The 24,849-nt window shown below is 46.7% G+C and carries 21 protein-coding genes; 1 reads left to right on the plus strand and 20 read right to left on the minus strand.

The window, feature by feature from the left end; all coding sequences use genetic code 11:
• Positions 1–36: 36 nt before the first annotated feature.
• The gene (gene wzzB / locus ACQG11_RS01190) at positions 37–1,017 is read right to left on the minus strand and encodes an LPS O-antigen chain length determinant protein WzzB (RefSeq protein ID WP_426728109.1); all 981 of its coding nucleotides are present in this window, start codon (positions 1,015–1,017) and stop codon (positions 37–39) included.
• A 192-nt stretch (positions 1,018–1,209) separates the two neighbouring features.
• Here wzzB and ACQG11_RS01195 point away from each other — a divergent pair, with 192 nt between their 5' ends.
• Positions 1,210–2,214, plus strand: a complete 1,005-nt coding sequence (locus tag ACQG11_RS01195) for an NAD-dependent epimerase (protein ID WP_426728110.1) — start codon at positions 1,210–1,212, stop codon at positions 2,212–2,214.
• 46 nt (positions 2,215–2,260) lie between these two features.
• Here ACQG11_RS01195 and ugd read toward each other — a convergent pair whose 3' ends face one another.
• The 19 genes from ugd to cpsG form a co-directional block, all read right to left on the minus strand.
• On the minus strand, positions 2,261–3,427 hold the full coding sequence (gene ugd, locus ACQG11_RS01200; RefSeq protein ID WP_426728111.1) for a UDP-glucose 6-dehydrogenase: 1,167 nt from the start codon (positions 3,425–3,427) through the stop codon (positions 2,261–2,263).
• A gap of 239 nt (positions 3,428–3,666) precedes the next feature.
• Positions 3,667–4,548, minus strand: a complete 882-nt coding sequence (gene rfbA / locus ACQG11_RS01205) for a glucose-1-phosphate thymidylyltransferase RfbA (protein WP_426728112.1) — start codon at positions 4,546–4,548, stop codon at positions 3,667–3,669.
• Complete coding sequence (gene rfbB, locus ACQG11_RS01210) at positions 4,549–5,634, minus strand: dTDP-glucose 4,6-dehydratase (protein ID WP_426728113.1); 1,086 nt, start codon at positions 5,632–5,634, stop codon at positions 4,549–4,551. It abuts the gene before it with no gap.
• Between the two features lie 89 nt (positions 5,635–5,723).
• On the minus strand, positions 5,724–7,130 hold the full coding sequence (gene gndA / locus ACQG11_RS01215) for an NADP-dependent phosphogluconate dehydrogenase (protein WP_023303973.1): 1,407 nt from the start codon (positions 7,128–7,130) through the stop codon (positions 5,724–5,726).
• Positions 7,131–7,265: 135 nt separating this feature from the next.
• Complete coding sequence (locus ACQG11_RS01220) at positions 7,266–8,012, minus strand: glycosyltransferase family 2 protein (RefSeq protein WP_426728114.1); 747 nt, start codon at positions 8,010–8,012, stop codon at positions 7,266–7,268.
• A 13-nt stretch (positions 8,013–8,025) separates the two neighbouring features.
• The gene (gene galE / locus ACQG11_RS01225; RefSeq protein ID WP_422712703.1) at positions 8,026–9,039 is read right to left on the minus strand and encodes a UDP-glucose 4-epimerase GalE; all 1,014 of its coding nucleotides are present in this window, start codon (positions 9,037–9,039) and stop codon (positions 8,026–8,028) included.
• 1 nt (position 9,040) lies between these two features.
• Complete coding sequence (locus ACQG11_RS01230) at positions 9,041–9,727, minus strand: glycosyltransferase family 32 protein (RefSeq protein ID WP_422712701.1); 687 nt, start codon at positions 9,725–9,727, stop codon at positions 9,041–9,043.
• A complete protein-coding gene (locus tag ACQG11_RS01235) occupies positions 9,724–10,590 on the minus strand; it encodes a glycosyltransferase family 2 protein (RefSeq protein ID WP_426728115.1) in 867 nt (288 codons plus the stop codon). The genes ACQG11_RS01230 and ACQG11_RS01235 overlap by 4 nt, the downstream gene beginning before the upstream one ends.
• Positions 10,575–11,882, minus strand: a complete 1,308-nt coding sequence (locus tag ACQG11_RS01240) for a polysaccharide biosynthesis C-terminal domain-containing protein (protein ID WP_422712697.1) — start codon at positions 11,880–11,882, stop codon at positions 10,575–10,577. Before ACQG11_RS01240 ends, ACQG11_RS01235 begins: the two co-directional genes overlap by 16 nt.
• Before the next feature lie 2 nt (positions 11,883–11,884).
• Positions 11,885–13,114: an EpsG family protein gene (locus ACQG11_RS01245; protein ID WP_422712695.1), complete on the minus strand. Its 1,230-nt coding sequence runs from the start codon at positions 13,112–13,114 to the stop codon at positions 11,885–11,887.
• The gene (locus ACQG11_RS01250) at positions 13,111–13,923 is read right to left on the minus strand and encodes a hypothetical protein (RefSeq protein ID WP_426728116.1); all 813 of its coding nucleotides are present in this window, start codon (positions 13,921–13,923) and stop codon (positions 13,111–13,113) included. The genes ACQG11_RS01245 and ACQG11_RS01250 overlap by 4 nt, the downstream gene beginning before the upstream one ends.
• Before the next feature lie 318 nt (positions 13,924–14,241).
• Positions 14,242–15,144 (minus strand): GalU regulator GalF, encoded by a 903-nt coding sequence (gene galF, locus ACQG11_RS01255; RefSeq protein WP_060580121.1) that lies wholly within the window; start codon positions 15,142–15,144, stop codon positions 14,242–14,244.
• Between the two features lie 215 nt (positions 15,145–15,359).
• Positions 15,360–16,355, minus strand: a complete 996-nt coding sequence (locus ACQG11_RS01260; protein ID WP_426728117.1) for an NAD-dependent epimerase/dehydratase family protein — start codon at positions 16,353–16,355, stop codon at positions 15,360–15,362.
• 189 nt (positions 16,356–16,544) lie between these two features.
• A complete protein-coding gene (gene wcaM / locus ACQG11_RS01265; protein WP_126490556.1) occupies positions 16,545–17,936 on the minus strand; it encodes a colanic acid biosynthesis protein WcaM in 1,392 nt (463 codons plus the stop codon).
• Positions 17,937–17,948: 12 nt separating this feature from the next.
• Complete coding sequence (gene wcaL, locus ACQG11_RS01270) at positions 17,949–19,169, minus strand: colanic acid biosynthesis glycosyltransferase WcaL (RefSeq protein WP_426728118.1); 1,221 nt, start codon at positions 19,167–19,169, stop codon at positions 17,949–17,951.
• Positions 19,166–20,446 carry a colanic acid biosynthesis pyruvyl transferase WcaK gene (gene wcaK / locus ACQG11_RS01275; RefSeq protein ID WP_241512495.1) on the minus strand — a complete coding sequence of 427 codons (1,281 nt, stop codon included), beginning with the start codon at positions 20,444–20,446 and terminating at the stop codon, positions 19,166–19,168. Before wcaK ends, wcaL begins: the two co-directional genes overlap by 4 nt.
• Before the next feature lie 15 nt (positions 20,447–20,461).
• Positions 20,462–21,940, minus strand: a complete 1,479-nt coding sequence (gene wzxC / locus ACQG11_RS01280; protein ID WP_426728119.1) for a colanic acid undecaprenyl disphosphate flippase WzxC — start codon at positions 21,938–21,940, stop codon at positions 20,462–20,464.
• 1 nt (position 21,941) lies between these two features.
• Positions 21,942–23,336: an undecaprenyl-phosphate glucose phosphotransferase gene (gene wcaJ, locus ACQG11_RS01285; protein WP_023300544.1), complete on the minus strand. Its 1,395-nt coding sequence runs from the start codon at positions 23,334–23,336 to the stop codon at positions 21,942–21,944.
• A 128-nt stretch (positions 23,337–23,464) separates the two neighbouring features.
• Positions 23,465–24,835, minus strand: coding sequence for a colanic acid biosynthesis phosphomannomutase CpsG (cpsG, locus tag ACQG11_RS01290; RefSeq protein ID WP_022648631.1), 1,371 nt, complete (start codon positions 24,833–24,835; stop codon positions 23,465–23,467).
• Positions 24,836–24,849 lie beyond the last annotated feature (14 nt).

Raw genomic sequence — 24,849 nt, forward strand, 5'->3', positions numbered from 1 at the left:
AAGACCGGGGAAACCCGGTCTTTTTTTGTATGTAAATCATGCTCTTGGTTTGTAGTTTCTCAGCGCGTTACGGCCGAGGACGACAGCAGAACCGATGATCCCGCCGAGGAGAACGGCAAGGATGAGGGTGATGGCCTTTTTAGGGCTGTCACGCTTGATTGGCAGATCTGGTTTCATCACGTAACGATAGACATGAATAGTGTCTGGGTTAACGTTGAGATTCTGAATATCCAGTAAATTCTTTTTGGTCTGATAGTAAGAGCCAGGGAAGACCAGCGGACGGGAGGCCTCGTTATCAACCATTGATTTGAGCGCTACAGTACCAAGCAGGAACATGGTTTCCTGAGTGACATCCTGTGTTTGCTGGAGCTGCGGTGTGATGATTTTCGCTGCTTCCGCGTTCTTAAGCGCCTCAGAAATCTGCTTGATACGCAGATCTTTTTGCTCCTGCGCGACTTTCTCCTGATTCTGGAGGGAGTCGTTCAGTGTTGTGATCTGTTGCTTGAGGTTGTCTCTGAGGTCAAGCGTAAGTTCTTTTGCTGTCTGTTCGTCGACCTGCTGGATGTACTGAGCCAACTGCTTTTGTGCTGCTTCAGCCGAATCGCTCTGATAACTGACAGTTAAAGGTACACTCTGTCCCTTTACAGTAGGTTCAATGCTCAATTTCTCGGGAAATTCCTGGTTGTCCAGCGCTTGCGCTAATGCTGAAAAAGAAGAATTAAAACGACCAATAGCACGATTTTGGATATCTAAGGTTGAAGGTGCTGCCCCGCCATAGAGGATATTCAATGCATTGGAATAGGTGGCGATTTGTGCCGCATCAGGCTGGGCTATGATGGCAGATGACGTCCATTTCTCTTTGGCTACAGTGATGTAAACGGCAGCAAGAACGATAAAAGCAGCAATAAAAGCCCCTATTACCCACTTACCACGCCACAGCTGTAGCACTAAATCAAGTAAATCAATTTGCTCCGGGTCATTATTGCGTGCGACCAGGTTATTGTTGTTTTGCGTCATACAATCCCTAACAGATGAAAAAGGGCAAACATAATCTTGTTTTCATAGTGTATCTGTTGCTGAGGAATTTTCTATAAGAATCCGATGAGTTATATCGGAAAGATGGGTTATGTAAGTGAAGTGCGACGCGCTATCATAGTCGGATTCTGATGTCGTGGGGCATCAATAAGAACACTGTGAATGAGGGAAGCTATGAAATTTCTGGTTACGGGCGCGGCGGGCTTTATCGGTTCTCATGTCAGCAAGCGCCTGCTTGATGCAGGGCATGAAGTTGTTGGGATTGATAATCTGAATGATTACTATGACCCTAGCCTCAAGCTCGCTCGCCTCGAATTGCTCAAATCCGAGAGTTTCACCTTCCACAAGCTAGACTTAGCGGACCGCGAGGGCATGGCCGTGCTCTTCGCTGAGGAGAAATTTGACCGCGTGATCCATCTTGCCGCACAGGCGGGTGTGCGTTACTCGCTGGAAAACCCGCATGCCTACGCAGATGCGAACCTGGTAGGTCACCTGAACGTGCTGGAAGGCTGTCGCCACAACAAGGTTCAGCATCTTCTGTATGCTTCATCCAGTTCCGTTTATGGCCTCAACCGTAAGATGCCATTTTCTACTGACGACTCCGTAGACCATCCGGTTTCCCTGTATGCGGCAACCAAAAAAGCCAATGAGCTGATGTCGCATACCTATTCGCATCTGTACAATCTGCCGACCACTGGCCTGCGCTTCTTTACCGTCTATGGCCCATGGGGACGCCCGGACATGGCGCTGTTCAAATTCACCAAAGCCATGATTGAAGGCAACAGCATCGACGTCTACAACTACGGCAAGATGAAGCGCGACTTCACCTATATCGATGATATTGCGGAGGCGATTATCCGCCTACAGGACGTCATTCCTCAGGCCGATGCAGACTGGACAGTCGAAACCGGTTCGCCAGCAACCAGCTCTGCCCCGTATCGCGTGTATAACATCGGTAACAGTTCACCTGTCGAACTGATGGATTACATCACTGCGCTTGAAGAGGCGCTGGGCAAAGAAGCGGTGAAAAATATGATGCCGATCCAGCCGGGGGACGTGCTGGAGACCAGTGCGGACACCAAAGCGCTGTATGACGTTATTGGGTTTAAACCACAAACCTCAGTCAAAGAAGGCGTGAAAAACTTCGTCGACTGGTACCGCAACTTCTATAACGTTTAAAAACAAAAAACCCGGCATAGTGCCGGGTTTTTTATCACGAGTTTAATCAGTCACTGCCGAACAAATCGCGGGTATAGACTTTATCTTTCACGTCCGCCAGCTCTTCCGCCATACGGTTGGAGATAATCACGTCCGCTTCTTTCTTAAACGCATCCAGATCGCGGATCACACGCGAATGGAAGAACTCGTCTTCCTGCATGGCCGGTTCATAAATAATGACCTGTACGCCCTTCGCCTTTATACGCTTCATGATCCCCTGAATAGAAGAGGCTCGGAAGTTATCGGAACCGCTCTTCATGATCAGGCGATACACGCCCACCACTTTCGGCTGACGCGCGAGAATAGAATCCGAGATGAAGTCTTTACGCGTGCGGTTGGCATCCACAATAGCGGAAATCAGGTTGTTCGGTACCGCCTGATAGTTAGCCAGCAGCTGCTTGGTATCTTTTGGCAGGCAGTAACCGCCGTAACCGAATGAAGGGTTGTTGTAGTGGTTACCGATACGCGGGTCGAGACACACGCCTTCAATGATCTGACGTGTGTTCAGGCCTAAGCTCTCTGCGTAGCTGTCAAGTTCGTTGAAGTAAGCCACACGCATCGCCAGATAGGTATTGGCGAAAAGCTTAATGGCCTCAGCTTCTGTGGAATCGGTGAACAGCACCGGAATATCTTTTTTGATTGCGCCTTCCTGAAGCAATGCTGCAAAACGCTCCGCACGCTCGGAACGCTCGCCAATCACGATACGGGATGGGTGCAGGTTATCGTATAACGCCCTGCCCTCGCGGAGAAACTCCGGCGAGAAGAAGACATTATCAATACCCAACTCTTCTTTAATCGATTTGGTGAAACCCACTGGAATCGTCGACTTGATGATCATCACCGCGTTAGGGTTGATTGCCGTAACGTCTTTGATCACCGCTTCAACGGTTGAGGTATTGAAGTAGTTCGTTTTGGGATCGTAGTCGGTCGGTGTGGCAATGATGACAAAATCCGAATCGCGGTAAGCGTCTTCTTTGTCCGTGGTAGCGCGGAAGTTCAGCGGTTTGGTCGCGAGGTATTCTTCAATTTCTTTATCGACGATCGGGGACTTCTTCTGGTTAAGCATGTCCACTTTTGCCTGCACGATATCCAGCGCAACCACTTCATGGTTTTGTGCAATCAGAATACCGTTTGAGAGACCAACATAGCCTGTTCCGGAGATGGTTATTTTCATTTGTTTGACTTCTACACGTTTGAGTTTTTGATGACCATACCACAGTCACCACAATGATTAACTAAGCGTTTTTTATCGCTAACCTTCATTCGCTGTCAAGGTTTCAGGTTTTTTGAAAAATGTTTTTGCTCAACAAAAAGACCTGTCGTTACACTAAGCAAAGCACCTGTTTTACAGCGACAATAAGACGTTAAAGGGCAGTCGAGAGTAAGCAGAGGAAAACTGCTTACTTCGTCAAATCAGACTAATCCCTTGGTCAGATTCAGCAGATACTGACCATACCCGGTCTTTTTCAATGGTTCAGCGAGTACCAGAAGTTGTTCGGCATCAATAAAACCTCGTCGGAACGCAATCTCTTCAGGACATGAAACTTTTAGCCCCTGTCGCTCTTCAATTGTGGCGATAAAATTGCTTGCCTCGATCATACTCTGATGCGTTCCGGTATCCAGCCAGGCATAACCGCGTCTCATCATCGCGACAGACAATCGTCCCTGCTGCATATAGATGCGGTTGATGTCGGTAATTTCGAGTTCACCTCGCTCGGACGGCGTTAAACTTTTGGCCATCTCAATCACATCGTTGTCGTAAAAATAAAGACCGGTTATTGCGTAATTACTCTTGGGTTGCTGAGGCTTCTCCTCAAGGCCAATTGCAGTACCGTCTTTATCAAACTCAACGACGCCATAGCGTTCCGGGTCGCTGACATGATAGGCGAATACGGTCGCACCCTCTTGCTGGCTTGCTGCGCCTTCAAGCAGTCTGGGGAGATCGTGTCCGTAGAAAATATTATCGCCTAATACCAGCGCACAATTATCCTCACCGATAAACTCTTCACCCAGAATAAAAGCTTGTGCCAGTCCATCAGGACTTGGTTGCACTTTGTACTGGATATGCAATCCCCACTGGCTACCGTTCCCGAGCAGTTGTTCAAAACGCGGAGTGTCCTGAGGCGTGCTGATAATCAGAATATCCCGTATACCTGCCAGCATAAGCGTAGAGAGCGGATAATAGATCATTGGCTTATCGTAAATTGGCAACAATTGCTTGCTTACGGCCATAGTCACGGGATAAAGACGTGTACCCGATCCGCCAGCTAATATAATCCCTTTACGTTTCGTCATTTACTCACGCTCCCCATAATTTTGCTCAATCCAGCTCTTATAGGCGCCGCTTTTTACATTCGATACCCACTCCTGGTTATTCAAATACCATTCAACCGTTTTACGGATGCCACTTTCAAAGGTTTCCACAGGAGTCCATCCAAGCTCGTCGCTAATTTTATGAGCATCAATTGCATAACGTCTGTCGTGACCTGGTCGGTCCGCGACATAAGTAATTTGTGCGCGATAGGATGTTTCTTTCGGTACCATTTCATCGAGCAGATCACAAATGGTCTGAACGACTTCAATATTTTTCTTCTCGTTATGGCCGCCAATATTATAGGTTTCTCCCGGCTTACCCGTGGTCAGAACCGTATACAGTGCACGAGCATGGTCTTCAACGTATAACCAGTCACGGATTTGATCGCCCTTACCGTAAATCGGCAATGGTTTATTATCCAGCGCATTAAGGATAACAAGAGGAATCAGCTTTTCAGGAAAGTGGTATGGGCCATAATTATTCGAACAATTTGTCACAATCCCTGGTAAACCATAGGTGCGTATCCAGGCTCGAACTAAATGGTCGCTGGACGCTTTTGACGCTGAGTAAGGGCTGCTTGGCTGGTACGCTGTTTTCTCAGTAAACAGCGGTAACGGGGTGGAGTCATAATGTTCATCGGGATGAGGCAGATCGCCGTAAACCTCATCAGTTGAAATGTGATGGAAACGGAAAGTAGATTTTGCTGTCTCATCCAGTGAAGACCAGTAAGCACGGCTTGTTTCTAACAGGATATAGGTGCCAACAATATTGGTTTCAATAAACGCAGCGGGACCGGTAATAGAACGGTCGACATGGCTCTCGGCAGCCAGGTGCATTATCGCATCAGGCTGATGGGTAGCAAAAATACGCGCCATTGCCTCTTTATCACATATATCGGCATGCTCAAAAACATAGCGTTCGCTATCGCTTACTTCACGCAAGGATTCCAGATTACCGGCATAGGTCAATTTATCAACGTTAACAACGCTATCCCGAGTATTGCTAATAATATGTCGTATAACCGCGGAACCGATAAAACCGGCACCGCCAGTAACTAGAATTTTCACGCAATCTATTCCATTAAACAGTAGGTGGATCGGGCAAGATAAAAAAGCCCGGTATCGCTACCGGGCTTGATGGCATGGCTAACCGTATATTAATCCAGCCATTCGGTGTGGAACACACCTTCTTTATCCGTACGCTTATAGGTATGCGCACCGAAGTAGTCACGCTGTGCCTGAATCAGGTTCGCTGGCAGAACGGCAGCACGATAGCTGTCGTAGTAAGCCACCGCAGCGGAGAAGGTCGGAACCGGGATACCATTCTGCACCGCGTACGCAACAACATCACGAAGCGCCTGCTGATATTCGTCAGCAATTTGTTTGAAGTAAGGCGCCAGCAGGAGGTTTGCGATACCCGCATTCTCAGCGTAGGCATCGGTGATTTTTTGCAGGAACTGAGCGCGAATGATACAGCCGGCACGGAAGATCTTCGCAATCTCGCCGTAGTTCAGATCCCAGTTATTCTCGTCAGATGCCGCGCGCAGCTGAGAGAAGCCCTGCGCGTAAGAGACGATTTTACCCAGATACAGCGCGCGACGGACTTTCTCAACGAACTCCGCTTTATCACCAGCGGGTTTAGCCTGAGGACCAGACAGCACCTTAGATGCCGCAACACGCTGCTCTTTCAGAGAAGAGATATAACGTGCAAATACAGATTCGGTGATTAAGGACAATGGCTCACCCAGATCCAGAGAGCTCTGGCTGGTCCATTTACCGGTACCTTTGTTCGCGGCTTCATCCAGAATCACATCAACCAGGTATTTACCCTCTTCATCTTTCTTGGTGAATATATCTTTGGTGATGTCGATCAGGTAGCTGTTCAGCTCGCCTTTGTTCCACTCGGTGAAGGTCTCTGCGAGCTCCTCGTTAGAGAGGTTCAGGCCGCCCTTCAGCAGAGAGTAGGCTTCAGCAATCAGCTGCATGTCGCCATATTCAATGCCGTTGTGAACCATTTTCACGTAATGACCAGCGCCATCAGGACCGATATAAGTCACGCACGGCTCGCCATCTTCAGCTACGGCTGCGATTTTAGTCAGGATAGGCGCGACCAGTTCGTACGCTTCTTTCTGACCGCCAGGCATGATGGATGGGCCTTTCAGAGCGCCCTCTTCACCGCCGGATACGCCGGTACCAATGAAGTTGAAACCTTCAGCAGACAGTTCACGGTTACGACGAATGGTGTCCTGGAAGAAGGTGTTGCCGCCATCGATAATGATGTCGCCTTTATCCAGATACGGTTTCAGTGAATCGATAGCTGCATCGGTACCTGCGCCCGCTTTCACCATTAACAGGATACGACGAGGTGTTTCCAGAGACTCAACGAACTCTTTAACCGTATAGAAAGGAACCAGTTTTTTGCCTGGATTCTCAGCGATGACTTCTTCGGTCTTATCACGGGAGCGGTTGAAAACGGAGACGGTATAACCACGGCTTTCGATGTTGAGCGCCAGGTTGCGCCCCATCACTGCCATACCGACAACGCCGATCTGTTGCTTGGACATTACATACTCCTGTCAGGTGTGGTCGCCGCGAGTGTTGCGGCTTACAAAGTATTAACAATGGTAACTCAGCTACGAAAACGTTGGTAGTAAAAAAAGAATTACTATTAGAGAATAATTACCAAAATTTATTAATAGTCACGCATGTTTAATTAAAGCTCTATGGATATAGTTAAAAAAATAATATAGAGCCAAGGGAAAACTCAATTTTAAATGATCACGGTAAAATGACCATTGGGATTTAAGAACTTTGAATTTGTTAGAAGAAAGACTTGAGTGACCCTCTCGATAAAAAGCTAAATTTTCATTCAAGCAATAAGCAAAATTAATTTTTTTGAGTATATTTAGCCAAAGCGCCATATCCTGTCTTTTTCGGATCAATGGCATATAAACCTTCCCCAACATTTTCACATCATACATAGCTGTAAGACAGCCAATTACATTTGATTTTAATAGTTCATTATAATTAACTTGTTCTGGCGGTTTAATTTTCTTTTTAACTTGTCCGTCTACATTAATTTTGCTATATGCAGTATAAGTCAAACCATAATGGCCTGTTAACATAAAGTCAACTTGCTTCATTAATTTATCTTCATGCCACATATCATCACTGTCTAAAAATGCAATATAACGCCCATTTGCTTTTTCAATAGAATTGTTTCTAGCCGCCCCAGCACCACGATTATTATCAAAAGAGAACACCTTTATTCTTTCATCTTTTTTAGAAAAACTTAAAATTATTTCTAAAGTATCATCTGATGAACAGTCATCAGTAATAAGCAACTCCCAGTTCTCATATTTTTGAGCTAAGACAGATTGAATGCTTGATATGATAGTCTTAGAGGAGTTATAGCTAGGCATTATAATGGATACTAACTCTTTCATTATTATTTAAACCTTATTTATAACCATTAGGATTATTAACCTGCCAACGCCAGGAATCTTCGAGCATGTCTTCTAAAGAATACTTAGCAGACCAACCTAATTCTTTTAAAGCCAAGCGTGAATCAGACCAACACTCTGCAACATCACCGTTTCTTCTAGGGGCAAATATTTTTTTAACTCGTTTATTAGTTACCCTTTCGAATGTTTCTACCAGCTCAAGAACAGAATACCCTTTTCCAGTGCCTAAGTTGTAAGCAGTGTAAGTATCCATTTTAGGAAGCGTATTAACGGCCGCGAGATGACCTTCAGCTAAATCCATAACATGGATAAAATCTCGAATTCCTGTACCATCATGTGTTGGATAATCAGTACCGAATATATGCAACGCATCTAACTTTCCAATGGCCACATTTGTAAGATAAGGGACCAGATTATTTGGTATTGCATTGGGGTCTTCTCCAATCAAACCTGAGGAATGTGCTCCGACAGGATTAAAGTAACGTAGAGAAATAACTTCTAGTCCATATTTACTTCTACAGAGATCGCTCAATATCATCTCGGCCATAAGTTTCGAAGTGCCATATGGATTTGTAGTATTACCAATAGCACAACCTTCGCTAAGTGGAATAACTTTTGGCTCACCATACACAGTTGCTGAAGAACTAAATATCAATTTTTTTGCGCTTGTATTCTTCATAGCGCGCACCAGACTTATTGTACCTTCTACATTATTAGAATAATATAACAATGGATCACGAATAGATTCGGAAACAGATTTAAGCCCAGCAAAATGGATAACTACCTCTGCTTCACTATTAATTATAATTTTTCTAACTGCATCGGTATCACGTATGTCGATGTTGTGAAATGAGATTTTACTGTCCGTAATCTTTTCAACACGACGTAACGCTTCAAAACTAGAATTAGAAAGATTATCGATAATAGTTACATTGTGTTTTTGTTCGACAAGTCTTATAACAGTATGTGATCCTATATATCCAGCACCCCCTGTAACTAAAACATTCACTTTATTTTCTCCTCATAATTTTTAATAACTTTCTTTTTAAACGTTGTGTAAAAGAAAGACTCCATGACTTTCCCCAATGATGTATGGCGTAACAATCTTTAGAAACATAACGATATAACAATTGCACCCTGCCTGCACTACCGTAGGGATTATAAGGATAAAAGAATTTTTCTGAATAGATCGTTACATCTTGAATAGTCGTAATATCTTCTGAATCCTTCCTGGCTATTTGCCTTTCATCAAGAATGTTTTTCAAAAGTTCTGGAATAGTAAATAATCCATTTGCATTCTTAACTGCTTGCATAAGTTCGCCAAAAAGCCAGAATTTTGGTTGACATCCAAGAATACCGCAACTGGGTTTATTTATGTCCTCTTCTCCGAGAAAAGCGACGTGAAGACATAATTTTTCTATACTACGAACTAATTCCATATCAGTATCAAGGTAAACACCACCAAATTCGAATAAGACTTGACATCTTATATAATCGGCTGCAAAAGCATACTTCCTTTTGTTTAACATTGATTCAACAAAATCATCCGTACCGAAATGAGCTCTATAGTTTTTTTCATCCCAGATTTTAACTTCAAAATCATCGGCATAATCTTCCCATGATTTGATACAGTCCGAATAAGTCTTTGGAAGCTGATTACCACCTAGCCAAATATAATGTATAACTTTGGGTATCATTTCATAATTCCTTTTACTTTACTTTTAGAGTAAGTATAAACAAGACATGCCATGAAAATAATAAATATACGCAATTTGACATTCTTTAATATAACTTTGATATTTTCATAGCTACAAATTGGCAAAAAATGAAAGACTGTTTGCTTGTAAATGTTTAATCCTATCTCTTTTAAGTTCAAATTGTTTAAAACGAATGCAATTGTTCCATTGGGGTTTTTTTTGAGAAGATTCTTATAGTTGCTAGTTAAACCACCTTCAAGATACTCGCCGTAATATATTATCTCATTCCAACATTGAAAATATCCCTCTTCAAGAATCCTATTCCATAAGTACGCTTCAGTAATGAATTTCTCACCCGGCATGACTGGAAATTGATTATTAGAAAAGGATTCTCGCCTAAATATAATTGCTTTATCTCCATGAACACCTGCAAACTGATTACTATTTACGCTGGAAATAGAATAAACATCTCCCATTACCGTCTTAGACGTTTCATATGCTCTAAGAAAGACCAATCCCTTACAGTTTTTATCTTGTATTTTGTCTATTTTATCACATATTGTCTTAATGGCGTTATGGCACAAGGAATCATCACTATCAACAATGAATACCCAATCATTGGTAGCCAAAGGAACGCCGATATTTAGTGCAGTATGTTTACCGCCGTTATCTTTGAATTTATAGACAATTCTGTAAGTTGCTTCGTTTTTAAACCTATTAACAACTTCTTCTAAATTATCAGTTGACCCATCATCAATTATGATCCATTCGAAAGAGTGCAGTGTTTGTTTATTAAGTGATTCAAATAACTTGGTAATTAAATCTGCTCTGTTATAAATGGGTGTTATTATCGAAACTGACATTTTACCTTTCCATAATCTTTAATTAAAAGCCAGGGCAAGAAAACATATTTAAAACTTTCAGCCTGAACATAAAATATCCCTCTGGTCTTTTTTGTACATGCAAAAAATAAAAGATTAGCGACGAAATAGGAGAACAAAGAGACGATCGCTGCTCCTATAGCACCATATTTTGGAATAACAATTAAATTCAGGGCGATATTAAGCAATGCCGCTAATAAAGTTTTTTGCACCTCAAAATTTATATATTCCTTACTAAATAACCATTTTGAAGAAAATGATCCAAGAAAGATAAAAATTCCGCTCCACATATGGATGCTGAAAATTTGCGCTGATAATTCCATGCCATTACCATACAGTAATTTCATAATGAATCCCGAGAGAACAGTAGAAATTAATGCTGCATATATTGACATTGCGCATACTATGCCGCTAATCCATTTAATGAAAATAAACGAAGCTGTTTGGCTAATTTTTTCAAGTTCAACTATCTTAGGAAAGAAAGCATTTGCTATCAGCCCTCCTAACATAAACCAGATGGCTGATAAACGTAATGCTGCACTGAATGCACCGGTTTCCTCTGCACCTGAAAAATACTCAAGTAATATTACATCACACTGAGTAAATAATGAAACACTTACGGTTGATATAATTAATTTCAATCCTACCCGAAAGTAATTCTTAGAGATGCTGATGTCGACAAACCATTTTGTTGCTGCGGGAAAATAATTAATATAAATATATATACTTATCAAAGCCTGAACGAAATAGAAAAAGACATAAGAGTAAAAAATATAATATTCGTTATAAATACAGATCCATAGGAATCCATATGAAATAGCGACACTCGTTAAGATAGTTATAGCACGATACTTTGATTCAACTAAAGCAGAATAATGAAAGAAAATAAACTTTGCAAACAAGCTTAGAAAATTTGCTGAAATTAATATTAGTGCATAATTCAAAGATGAAGGGATTGTCTTGTAGAAAGTTAAAGTAATAAATAAGAAAATTAATGCGTAAACCAACAATCCTAAAAATTGCAAGAAGATAGCAGACCCAATTTCCCTACCTGCATGCGAAGGTTTATCAATAATTTTTTTTACTACTACTATATCGATACCAAATAGGAATACTGATAGCAACAATTGAGATATGTTATTTAATGTAGCCCACCCCCCCAAGACTTCAAGTCCATATAACCGTTTGATAGAAGCAAATAAAGATAGTTGAAAAACCATCATAAATACTCTATCACTTAATAACCAAAAAAGATTACTAAGATACCTTGACATGATTAATTCCCTTCATTTATATACTGAACCCCTTTCTCGAAGGTTTCAGCAAAGTAATTTATTATATTATATAAATTAGCAGTCAATGGTTTTCCTTCTAAGAAAGTAAACATATTATTTCCCATCGACACGTTATACATCAAATAAAGGAAAGGCAATAAGTTAATAACAAAAATAAACCCAAAGAAAATATATTCTCGGGTGTCAAGCTTTATAGAGCGACGCTTGAAGTTAGCCAATAAAAAATAAGGATAAAAACCAAAAATAATCATCCCTAATCTATTTGAAAGAGCAGGTAGCGATAACAATATTAAAAAAAGAAAACATTCTTTAAAGAATAATAACTTTTCAAAGTTGGTATAAATACTGCCCTTCCTTGTTGCGACTAATATGATAACAATGTTTGCCAGCGTCATTATAATATAATTTAATGGCAGAGTACTAAATTTATCATTTTCAGAGACGGAAAGAAATTTGGTCACTACAATGTCATAAAGCGGAGTAACATACAGAAGCCCAAAAAAGATGAGAGCAGCTGATGAGAAAGCAAGAAAGACTACAACGAAAGAAATTTTTTTATCTTTCAATAAAAGCGCCAATAAATATATCACAATATTTATCACTGCCGAAACATGAAATGTAACCGCAATGATAAATAATAGCCATTTTTTAAATCTACTTTTATTTATAGCATTTAAAAAGACAAGTATTGATAGAACCTGTCTTAAAAAATAAGATGAAACCTCAACAAATCCTAGATTAAAAAAGAACAAGCCAAGAATTAGTAATTGATATCTAGAGTCAATATCTTTTATTAGGTTACTTAAACAAATGATAATAAGTGTATAAGTAGCAACAAGGAAGAATTGTTCATTACCATTACTTATACTACCGATAAATTTCATAAAGAGTAAAAACATAAACTCAAGCCCGTTTCCGAATCTCGAGTATCCGAAAACTTCCAGCATATTTGCATTTAAATCTTTATAAACATTTAAATACTCCGCTAAGTCACCGAAAGGTTTTAATGAAGCGAAGAAAGCCACAATAAAGATCATTAATGCAAAATAATAGAACCTCCTGGTCACACCCGTTAATAAAGGTGAGATAAGACTTATAACTACAAGAAACATCAATGGGTAACAGAAAAGAGCAAATATAGATAAAGGCAGGCAAAATATTACTAACTTACGAATCATATCTGGATTGAGATTTTCATTATGAATATTCATACTGAAAAATATCCTTTAAGTAAAATAAGCAAAGCAGAAAAAGGTTTTATCTTATTTTCTATTGATACTTTTGAAAAGAGAAACTTCCGCATCCAGAAAGCAAATAAATAGATTAATCCAAGCGTATAACCACCACATCTGATAAATATAGCCCCTCTATCAGCCAGTGATTCTGAGCTTGTGAATATTTTATTGCCAGAACTTTCTATAGGATGAACTGTTACGGTTATAGGGACAAAGAATATTCTTTCTTTCGATTTTAACAGATCATTAATAAAAATAGGTTCTTCACCCGCCTGATAAGTTGCCCCTAACCCAAATCGCTCATCAAAACGTGCTCCGTTCCTTATGATATTTTTTATATTCAAGCACATTTCAATCGAGGAAATTTTAAAGCTATCAAGACGATTTATTTCTTTTAACGAGTGCGGATATTTCTTCCTTAGCATCCCATCTTCAGTGCAGCTTTGAAATTGATAATGTGAATTACCGCTTTGCTTATTTAAGAAATCTTCAAGCTGTAATAATCCTTCATTTAAATAGAAAACATCATCATCACTTATCAAAAGGTAATCAATGTTTAATATTATTGCTTGCTCAAGAAGGACATTTCTACTTTTGCTTAATCCTTTGACAAAGGACTTTTTTATTATTGCATTTGGATAGGTGATTATATTTTCTGGATAATTTTTATCGTCGGATATCTGATGTGAAATTATAACAATAATATTTTCAGGTAATGATCTTATCTTTTCTTGTACTTGATAAATACCATCATTTAACGTTGAAATTCCTATTGCAATTTTCATAAAAGTGTTCTTTATAATTAAAAATAAGCGACGCTACCGCCCCTAGCTTAACAGCAGCCAGTGCGCTGGTAAAAAATGTATGCTGCCAAAATGTCTGATTATTGCCCGAACGATTTCAGTACATTTTTTGAACAGTTCTTATTGATTATCGTATATGATATCAGATAGAAACATAAAGGGTACAAACAGTACAATCAGAACAGACTAACGCAATGTTATTGTTAGTAAGTATTCTTAAAAGCGGCGCTTTCATACTATCGATATTATGTTTTAACATAACTATAGTTAAGCTGCCGCTTGCATTAGCATTGAAAGGTATCAGTTTTGAGAAGCAGAGAGCAACTTCTCAATCCGGCTTCTGAACTTCGCCCCTTCCTTCAGGTTACGCAGGCCATAGTTCACAAACGCCTGCATATACCCCATTTTCTTACCGCAGTCATAGCTGTCACCGGTCATCAGCATGGCATCAACCGACTGCTTCTTCGCCAGCTCAGCAATCGCATCGGTCAGCTGGATACGGTCCCAGGCACCCGGCTCGGTTTTTTCCAGCTCAGCCCAGATATCCGCATTCAGCACATAACGACCAACTGCCATCAGGTCGGAGTCCAGGGTCTGCGGCTGATCGGGTTTTTCGATAAACTCAACGATCCGGCTCACCTGCCCTTCCGTCTCCAGCGGCTCTTTAGTCTGAATAACAGAGTACTCAGAGAGATCGCCCTTCATACGTTTCGCCAGCACCTGGCTGCGGCCCGTCTCGTTGAAGCGAGCGACCATTGCCGCCAGGTTGTAACGCAGCGGATCGGCAGAAGCGGTATCAATGATGATATCGGGCAGTACCACGATAAACGGGTTATCGCCTACGACTGGACGCGCGCACAGGATCGAGTGGCCCAGACCCAGCGGCTGCGCCTGACGCACGTTCATGATGGTCACGCCAGGAGGGCAGATAGACTGAACTTCCGCCAGAAGCTGACGCTTAACGCGCTGCTCAAGCAACGCTTCGAGTTCATAAGAGGTGTCGAAGTGGTTCTCAACGGCGTTCTTAGAAGAGTGCGTCACCAGAACGATTTCTTTAATCCCAGCAGCAACAATCTCGTCGACGATGTATTGAATCATCGGCTTGTCAACGATCGGCAGCATCTCTTTAGGAATGGCCTTTGTGGCGGGCAACATGTGCATGCCCAGACCCGCTACCGGTATAACTGCTTTCAAATTGGTCATTTTATCTTCCACCTTAAAATGGTTGACGAAGTATAGACCTAATCAGGAAAATTGCCCGATCAAGAAGTCTACTGCGCCTTATGCAAATCACGTTTCGCGCTAAAACTCACATTACTAAACATGAGTATGCATTAAGTGTGACCCAGAATTATCGGAAACCCTGTCGCGAAAATCGCTCAGCCCTTTGTTTCCGACAAATCGCAACCTTTGAGGCATTATTCAGATACAAACGTGATGTCATCTTTCTTCTCATGAACGAACTCATACTTCAGCGTACGGTCCAGACCTTGAGATAAGGTATAAGGCGCTTTAAATCCAGAGCGGTGTACCTTGGTCGCGTCAAACTGTGTAGTTGCACAGAATTTCTTCACGCGCACAGAGCTTATTGCATATTTCTTCCCGGTAACTTTGCTAAGAATGTCAAAGCAATACCCACCTAACATACCAAGCGGGTAAGGAAGATGAACTGAAGGGATTTTTTTATTGAGACTCTTCTCAACTTCTGAAACTAACTGATTCATGTTCAGGTCTGGTTTGTCTACATAGTTGTAGACATCATAACCCGGCTTAACATTGGTCAGCTTAAATTTGATAAATTCAACAATGTTACCTACATAAGCCATTGATTTATAGTTGGTTCCAGCGCCTACCATGGCGAATTTACCACCTGCAATTTGCTTAAGCAGGTTATACACGTTTCCACGGTTACGCTCACCGAAGATGACCGTAGGCCGGACAATTGTCAGGGATCGTTCCTCTGGAGCTTTATTAAACCACTCGCGCAGAACTTCTTCCGCTTGCCATTTGCTTTTGCCGTAATGGTTGAAAGGATCATGGGGATGGGATTCGTCAGGGTTCACTTTGTTAAGACCATACACAGCCACAGAACTGGTAAAAATAATGTTCTGAACGTTATTTTTTTCCATAGCAGACAATACGTTACGAGTACCCTGTACGTTTACATCGTAGTATAGCGTTGTTGGGCTAACGTCATCACGGTGCTCAGCGGCGAGCAGCACGACAGTATCAAAACCAGCAAGCGCCTGATCGAGTTGATCCTGATTACGAACATCACCGGAAACAGTAATATCCGGATAAAAATGACTTTGCTGTTTGTCGAAGTTAGTAACATCAAAATCAGTCTTGGAAATCTCGATTAAACGAGTGCCGACAAAACCAGACGCGCCAATAAACAAAACCTTATCGTTCATAATCCACTCAATGCGTTATGTGTGTTTGGCGAACCTCTGGCAATCGCTTCTTTCCCTGAGGTAGCGCTGTTGATTAAACAAAACTTGCAAAGTAATTTCACGGATTATAAACCTTAAAACCGCTGAATTCAGTAACAAATTTTTAGGGGTTACATCAGATTGAATGGCATACGCCTAAGGCTTCCACCGTCACCTGTGCGGCAGCGCAAAATTCAACCTTTCCGTATTCACCACGTGTTGATCGACCCGATCAATATCCACCGAGCTCTGCCCCTTTTCATTAACCGCTTTTATGTTCGCAAGCGACAGCAACGTCTCGTTTTTAGCCATAAACTTCCCGCGCACGTCTTTGCGCAAATCGAAGTTCATCTTCAGGGCCGGTCCCGTCGTTGACTCCTGCATCACGTTGATATTACGTAAGAAAAGGTGTTGGGGTTTGTTATGCAGCTCAAGCGTTGCCCGCTGCATCTCAACGTTGGTGATGGCAACAAACGACGTGGCATTGCCGGAGGAAATCTGTATCCCGCGCAGCTTATAGGCAAGCTGTCGGTTATCCAGGCGAATATCGTTAAGTTTGAAGTTCTGCGGTATCGACAGATAATCGCCCTTGATCACGCCATAGCCAATTAGCATTCCGGCGCTGTTGACCATATCGACATTATCAATAACGAAATTATCACAGCCATAAATAGCTACTGTCGCGTTATCAATTCCGGCCTTTTTACTGAAGTCGGGAGTAATATTGCTGGCCTTGATATTACGGATTACAAAGTGTTTACCGTTTTCAACATGCACCAGCTGCCGACAGTTGCTGCCGGTGATATTTGCCACCACGAAGTTTTTAACGGTCTGCTGTTCCGGATAATCATTGTCGTACGTACTGCCGGCCAGCCCGATGCCTATGCCCCAGTTGATCTTGCCGTTGGTGCAGTTGATGTTATCGATCACGTGGTCCGAGATCAGGATGTTACGGTCGTTAATCGCCACGTTCCACTCAATCGCGTCACCCTGCAAGTGGCTGAATTGACTGTTGGTAATGCGCGCACCGTCCACCTGATTGTGGAACCCCTGACGCAGGATCGCGTAGTTGGCCTGCGTCACGGTGATGTTATCGATGAGCAGGTTGCGCATCACTCGCCGTTTTTTACCGCCGATGTAGATCTGGGTGACGGGGCCGAAGCCGCTCATCGCCAGCCCTTTAATGACACAGTCGGAGCCACGCACGTCCAGCGTGATGTTATGCGTGCGCCCTTCTCCTTCCCCAATGACCTTGCAGCCTTCCTGGAGTACAAATCGTCCGCGCCCGTTGCCCTTCAGCGCACCGCGGATCAGCAGGGTTTTGCCATCAGGAATGAAAATGCCGGTATTGATGTTTTCACAGGTTAACCCGGCGGGAACAACAACGGTATCGCCCTCGGCAAATGCCTGCTTAAAGGCGGCGATCCAGTCCTTATTGTTGTAACGATCGACAGAAACCGTCTTCCCGGTTGCCGCCCGCGCAGCGCGGGGCGACAACAGCGGCATAGCAGCCAGGACGGATAAAGAAGAGACAAATCGGCGTCGGGTAATCTTATTCAGCATACAACCTCAGCGTTACAGCGTTTGCAGCAGGCTCGCTAACTGGCGATTAATCACCTGCTGATTGAATTCTGCTTCAACTTTTTGCCGCGCATTTTGCAGCACAGGGATCAGCGTCTGCTGATCGATATCGCTGAACGCGGCCAGACGGTCCGCCAGCGCCAGCGCATTGTTTTCAGGGACCAGCCAGCCGGAATGCTCAGAGGTGATCAGCTCCGGGATGCCGCTGTGTAACGTCGAGACCACCGGAATGCCGACGGCCATCGCCTCCATCAGCGCCACGGGAATGCCTTCCATATCGCCGTCGGCGCCGGTTACGGAAGGCAGCAGGAACACATCCGCGTCATCGAGCATGGCTTTCACTTCGTGGCTCGGCTTGAAGCCGGGCATCTCGACCACGTCTTCCAGCTGATACTGTTCGATCAGCGTGCGCAGGCGACGTTCCCACGGCCCGATACCCAGGATGCGGTAGTGGAAGTCCACACCGCGTGCCTTCAGCTGCCGACAGGCTTCGATGGCTACGTGCAGACCTTTCTTTTCGGTCAGGCGGGCAACAGAGATAATTTGCAGCGGCTTGCCCGGCACCTTGACGGGTCGTTGGGTGAAGCGTTCCATGTCCACGCCCATGCGTGAAACGGTGATTTTCTCGCTCGGGCACCCCATGGTTTTCAGGCGCCCGGCCCACAGGTCGCTTATCGGCAGCATCATGTCACCACGGCGAAACAGCTGCTGATATTCCGGCGTGTAGTGGTTCAGCACTTCACGGCTGGAGATATCGATACCGTGGAAAATGGTGGCGATTTTGCCGTCAATCACCCCCAGCTCACGCAGTTTTGCCGCCGTGACGCCAGCCGGGCCAAAGTGAGCGATAAAGACATCGGCCCGGTACGGCTGGGTCGTTTGCCCACAAATGGCGGATAAGATCAGGTTGCGGGCCTCCGCCCCATAGCGCGACATATTCAGCGCCCGCCACGTCGAGGCGCGATGCAGGCCGCGCAGCGTCTGTCCGACGCGATGGCGCAGTTTGTTCATCCGTCCGGCGGGTTCGTCCTGCAACCAGCGGGTTTTCGCCTCCAGCCCATACTGGGTATACGCCGCATGGGTGTTTTGCGTATCGCCCTTTTGCAGGGCGATAATCTCCACGTCATACCCCATATCGATAAACGCGGTGATTTGGTTCAGCACAAAAGTTTCAGACGACAGCGGAAATTTCAGTAAGAAGAAACCAACCTTCATTTCCCCTCCCGGACGCGGTCGAGGACGGATTTCACCATGCCAATACCTTTTTCGCGTTCGGCTTTCACCGCCACCGCCAGACGTTCGTTGATCGCAGGCAGCTGGCCGAGCGTGTCGCCCACCATCGCACCCAGCGATCCGTCCAGCAGATGACGAATATCGACGGCCATTTCCGGCATACCGAGCTGCTGCATAATGCCTGCGGACTTGTGCTCGTAGTTGATAGCGATGGCTGGCGTGCCGAAGTTCATCGAGATAATGGCCGAGTGCAGACGCGTGCCCACGGTCAGGTCGCAGGCGGAGAGCAGCTTGCCCATCTCCAGGTCGTTCAGTTCGTCCATCACCACGTGGTAGCGGGATGGGTCGTTGACCAGGTTGCGCAGGTTGAGCGCCACCATGCGGTCATCTTTGTTGTAGCTGTCGATACCGGTACAGGTGGAGAGCGCCAGCACCTGGTAACCGCTGTCCAGCACGCGGTTCACCACCTCGGCAAAGGCTTTTTCATAGGCCGCCTGAGTCGTGCCGAGGCGTTTATCGAAGGGCGCAAGTTCACGCAGGGTAATGGCGACGGTTTTCTGTTTTGCCGCCACGTCCAGCCAGTGCTGTACCGCGTAGCTGGCGTGGAAGCTGTCATCCTGATGATCCACCAGCCAGGCGGTGTCTACGCCGTGCTCCACTTTGGTGGTGTCGATTTCGCTGCGCTTCATCATGTCGAGGCTGACCGATTCGCGCAGGATCAGCGCGTCACAGTGGCCGAAGACATAGTTCGCCAGCTGGTTGAACTGCGGATCCTGGAACGGCCCGACGCTGTGGCCGATCATAAACAGCGGTTTTTTCGCCATAAAGGTGCAGAGCGCATGCTCAAACTGCGGCACGCCGTACAGGTCGACGAAGAACGAGCCGCCCACCTGAATAATGGCGTCATAGCCGGACAGCAGACGCACGAAATCGGTAAAGCCCTGCGCGATGGCGATGTTGCGCAGCTTGCCGGTGTCGGTTACGCGAGAAAGCAGCACCTGATGCTGGTAGCGGCGACGCAGCACTTTCTTCACGCGCCCCATCACGCCCGCAGCGTTGTTGTGCTGTTTCATCTGGCTGTAGAGCGGGTCGCCCATCACCGGGCGGTTCAGTAACCAGGATGAGCTGACCGGATAACGGCTCATCACATCCACTTCTGTCTCAGGCTTAAGGGTGTTAATTGCATCCAATAAACCGCGCAGGATGGCGCTGTCGCCACGGTTGCCGCAGGTATGGTTGCCAAGAATAAGTAATTTCATAATGGCCTCGTAAAATTAGCCTGCGCGAAGCAGCGTTTTCATTTTTTCGTTACGGCAAAACTGGCGCTTTATCTCAACCACCAGCGCATTGCGTGACAGTACAATCATCACGCCGAATGCCAGCGCGCCTGCCGCGACCTGCACCGCAAGCAGCGCCGCCAGCGGCAGATGCCCGTTGAGCACCACGCCCAGGCCGTAGCTCACCGCCAGAGTCGGTAAGGAGAGATAAAACGGCAGCCACAGGCTGAGAATGTACTGATGGTAGCTGGAGCCCAGCACCGGTTTGATCATCACGAAGTAGCTCAGCACGGTATTGACGATCTGCACCAGCAGGAAGCCGAGCGTCACGCCAATGGCGCCCGCCATGTGCCCGCCCATAATAATTGCCGGAATAAACAGGAAGGTTTTAAACACGTTGAACTTGAAGCTGATATCCACGCGCGCCTTCGCCATCAGCAGAGAACCAATTGGATTCCCCACCGAGCGCAGCAGCCCCACAACGCACAGCAGTTGCAGGATCGGGATGATGCTGTTCCACTTCTCGCCAAACACCAGCGGTACGAAATTGCTGGCGACCACCATCAGTCCCAGCAGGACCGGGAAGTTGATGATCCCCACCACGGAGAGCAGCTTGTAAAAGTTCACGCGCAGCTTCTCTGTATCGTCCTGAATTTTGGCGAACGCCGGGAACAGCACGCGGGTAATGATGGGGTTGAGCTTCATCGGTGGGACAACCGCGACGTTATACGCCAGGTTGTAGCCGCCCGCGACGCTCGCGCCCAGAATGCGCGCCAACACCAGCGTAGAGAGGTTAGTATTCACATAGTTGATAATGCTGTCTGCCGTCAGCCACGCGCCGAAGCGCAGGTTGGATGAAACAGACGCCAGCGAAAAATGCAGTCCCGGGCGATAAATCTTGCGGCCAAAGAAGCCAAACAGCAGCGTGCGCACGGCAGAGTTAACGAGGTAGCCGAGAATGGCGGTCATCGCCAGCGGCCAGAAATGGGCGCTGACAACGGTGAAGGTAAAGCCCGCCAGCACGGCGCTGGTTTCAATCATGCCGATTTTGTTGAACTCCAGCTCTTTCTGCATCAGCGCGCGGAACTGCTGCCCGTGCGGGATCACCACGAAAGCGAACGACAGGGTGCGCATCAGCGGCGCCAGGTCCGGGTTATGCAGCACGCTGGCAATCACATCGCTCAGCAGGAACACCAGCACAAAGACGAAGATACCCAGCCCGACGTTCAGCCAGTAGAGGGTGGTCAGCTCAAGATGGCTGATCTCTTTGCGCTGGATAATGGAGTTGGCGATACCAAAGTCCGACAGCGTATCGGCCAGGGCGATAATCACCAGCGAGACGGTCAGCAGACCAAACTGGTGGTTATCGATAATGCGCGCCAGCACCGTCATCTGCACCAGGCCGAGGCCAATGATGACGATGGTGGCCATGGCTGACCATTTTGCGCCGCTGATGGTTTTTTCTCGTAAGCTCATCTTAGTACGCCGCTTTGTTCACGAAGCCTTTGAAAATGGTCAGAAAAACAATCTTGATATCGAACCAGAGGCTCCACTCGCGGATGTACTCCAGATCGAACTCGATGCGTTTTTCCATTTTTTCCAGCGTGTCGGTCTCGCCGCGCCACCCGTTGATCTGCGCCCAGCCGGTGATGCCTGGCTTCACCTTATGGCGCAGCATGTAGCCTTCAATCAGGGTGCGATACTGCTCGTTGTGGGCAACAGCGTGAGGACGCGGCCCGACGATGGACATCCCGCCGGTGAACACGTTGATGAACTGCGGCAGCTCATCGAGCGAGGTACGGCGCAGGAAGTTACCCACGCGGGTGACGCGCGGATCGTTCTGCGTCGCCTGGGTCACCACCTTGTCGTTCTCCATCACCTTCATGGAGCGGAATTTCCACACCATGATCGGCTTACCGTCCATGCCGTAGCGGGTCTGACGGAAGATGATCGGCCCTGGAGAGCTGAGCTTCACCGCCAGCGCAATGCAGCACAGCACCGGGGAGATGAGCAGCAGGATCAGGGACGAAAGTACGATATCCTCCACGCGCTTCAGCACGCGGTTAATCCCCGACAGCGGCGTGTCGTACAACGGAACAACCGGTACCCCGTTCACCTCTTCAATACGGGAGTGGAGAATATTGAAGGTAAACACGTCAGGGATGAGGATCACCGAGCAGGTGGTATCGGCCAGCTCGCGCATCAGTGTCTTGATGCGGGATTCATCTTTCATCTGCATGGCGATGTAGACGTTGTGAATTTTGCCGGCTTTCGCGTCTTCTATCAGCTGTTCGTAGCTGCCCGCCCAGTCAGATGGTACGCCGCCGGGCTTCGCGTCGTGATAAACGCCGACCACTTCAAAACCTAACCACGGCTCTTTGCGGAAGCTGTCGAGCAACACCTGTCCCACCGGCAGGTCGCCCGCCACGGCAACAAAGCGACGGTTATACCCACGGTTGCGCAGCCAGCCCGCGCCAAAGCGGATCAGCGAGCGGCAGACCACCATGCCAACGCTGGTTAACAGATACCAGCAGAGATAGGTCACAAGCCGATTATCAAAATCATGGCTGAACGCCACCAGGCCTGCGCTGAAAATCAGGCTTAAGGTCCAGTTCTGGAGCAGCAGCATCAGTTCGGTGGTCATTTTGACGCCACGCCATGAACGATAGAAATCGGTCATGCCGCCGATCATCTGAAACACCACCAGCGCAATCAACGCCATCAGCAAGTGCATGTATAAGAACGGCTGCCCGCTGACCCAACACACCGCCCACAGTCCGCCGACCATGATGGTGATATCAGAAAAACGCTGCACCATAGAGATTAACGATGCATTCGTTCTCGCTCGCTCGCGCTTTTTTAGATTTGTCATCGTTGTTCCTTTAGTTCTAAACCTTTCCCCTCGCCCCTCGCCCCGGCCCTCTCCCCAAAGGGGAGAGGGTGTTCAAGTTCCCTCTCCCCTGTGGGGAGAGGGTTAGGGTGAGGGGTAAGGTTTTCTTTTTACTGATTCAACAGCGCCAGAATGTCCTTCGTTCGGGCTTCCATCAGCGCGGTATCGGCGCGGGACTCAACGTTCAGGCGCACCACCGGCTCAGTGTTGGAAGAGCGCAGGTTGAAGCGCCACTGCGGGAACGCCATGCTGATACCGTCGGTACGGTCAATCTCCAGCGCATGAATGGCAAAGTGCTGTTCGACGCGGGCGATGGCCTCGGCTGGCTGTGCTAGTTTGCTGTTGATCTCGCCGCTCGCCGGGAACGCCGCCATGCGGTCGCGTACCAGTTCGCCCAGGCTCTGCCCTTTCAGGCACAGCAGCTCGGTTACCAGCAGCCACGGGATCATCCCGCTGTCGCAGTAGGCAAAATCACGGAAATAGTGGTGGGCGCTCATCTCGCCGCCGTAGATGGCGTCTTCCTCGCGCATACGCTCTTTGATAAACGCGTGGCCGGTTTTAGACATCACCGGCTCGCCGCCCGCGGCCTTCACCACGTCGACGGTGTTCCAGGAGAGGCGCGGATCATGAATGATCTTCGCCCCCGGGTTTTTCTCAAGGAACGCTTCCGCCAGCAGGCCAACGATGTAATAGCCTTCGATAAACTGCCCTTTCTCGTCGAACAGGAAGCAGCGGTCGAAATCGCCGTCAAAGGCGATACCCATATCGGCGCCGTGCTCAATCACCGCGTTGCGGGTGTCGTCGCGGCACTCCGGCAGCAGCGGGTTAGGAATACCGTTCGGGAAGTTTCCGTCAGGCGTGTTGTGCACTTTGACGAAGGTCACCGGCACGTTCAGCGCCTTAAAGCGGGCTTCAAGTGCATCGACAACCGGGCCTGCCGCGCCGTTGCCGGAGTTAATCACCAGCTTCAGCGGTTTGAGGTTCGCCACGTTGATGTAGCCCAGCAGGTGGTCGATGTACTCTTTTTGCAGGTTGATCTGCTTATAGCTGCCGCGCTTCGCTTCGTTCACCGGCGGGAAGTCGTTGGCCTCGGCCAGACGCTGCACGTCGCGCAGGCCGGTATCGCCGCTGATAGGACGCGCGCCCTTGCGCACCAGCTTCATGCCGTTGTAGTCCATCGGGTTATGGCTGGCCGTCACTTCGATACCGCCGTCCACGCCCAGGTGGAAGGTGGCAAAATAGATCTCTTCGGTACCGGAAAGGCCAATGTCCAGCACGTCGACGCCCGCGTCCTGTAGCCCTTTCGCCAGCGCCAGCTTCAGGGATTCGCTGGTGAGACGCACGTCGCCGCCCAGCACGATAGTTTGTGGTTTCAGGTATTCGCCGTACGCGCGGCCGATGCGCCACGCAATGTCTTCGTTCAGCTCTTCGCCCAGCTTGCCGCGAATATCGTAGGCTTTAAAACAGGTTAATTTTTCCATGATGACCCCTTTTT

The organism is Enterobacter cloacae complex sp. 372C4 (assembly GCF_050030615.1).
GTDB lineage: Bacteria > Pseudomonadota > Gammaproteobacteria > Enterobacterales > Enterobacteriaceae > Enterobacter > Enterobacter intestinihominis.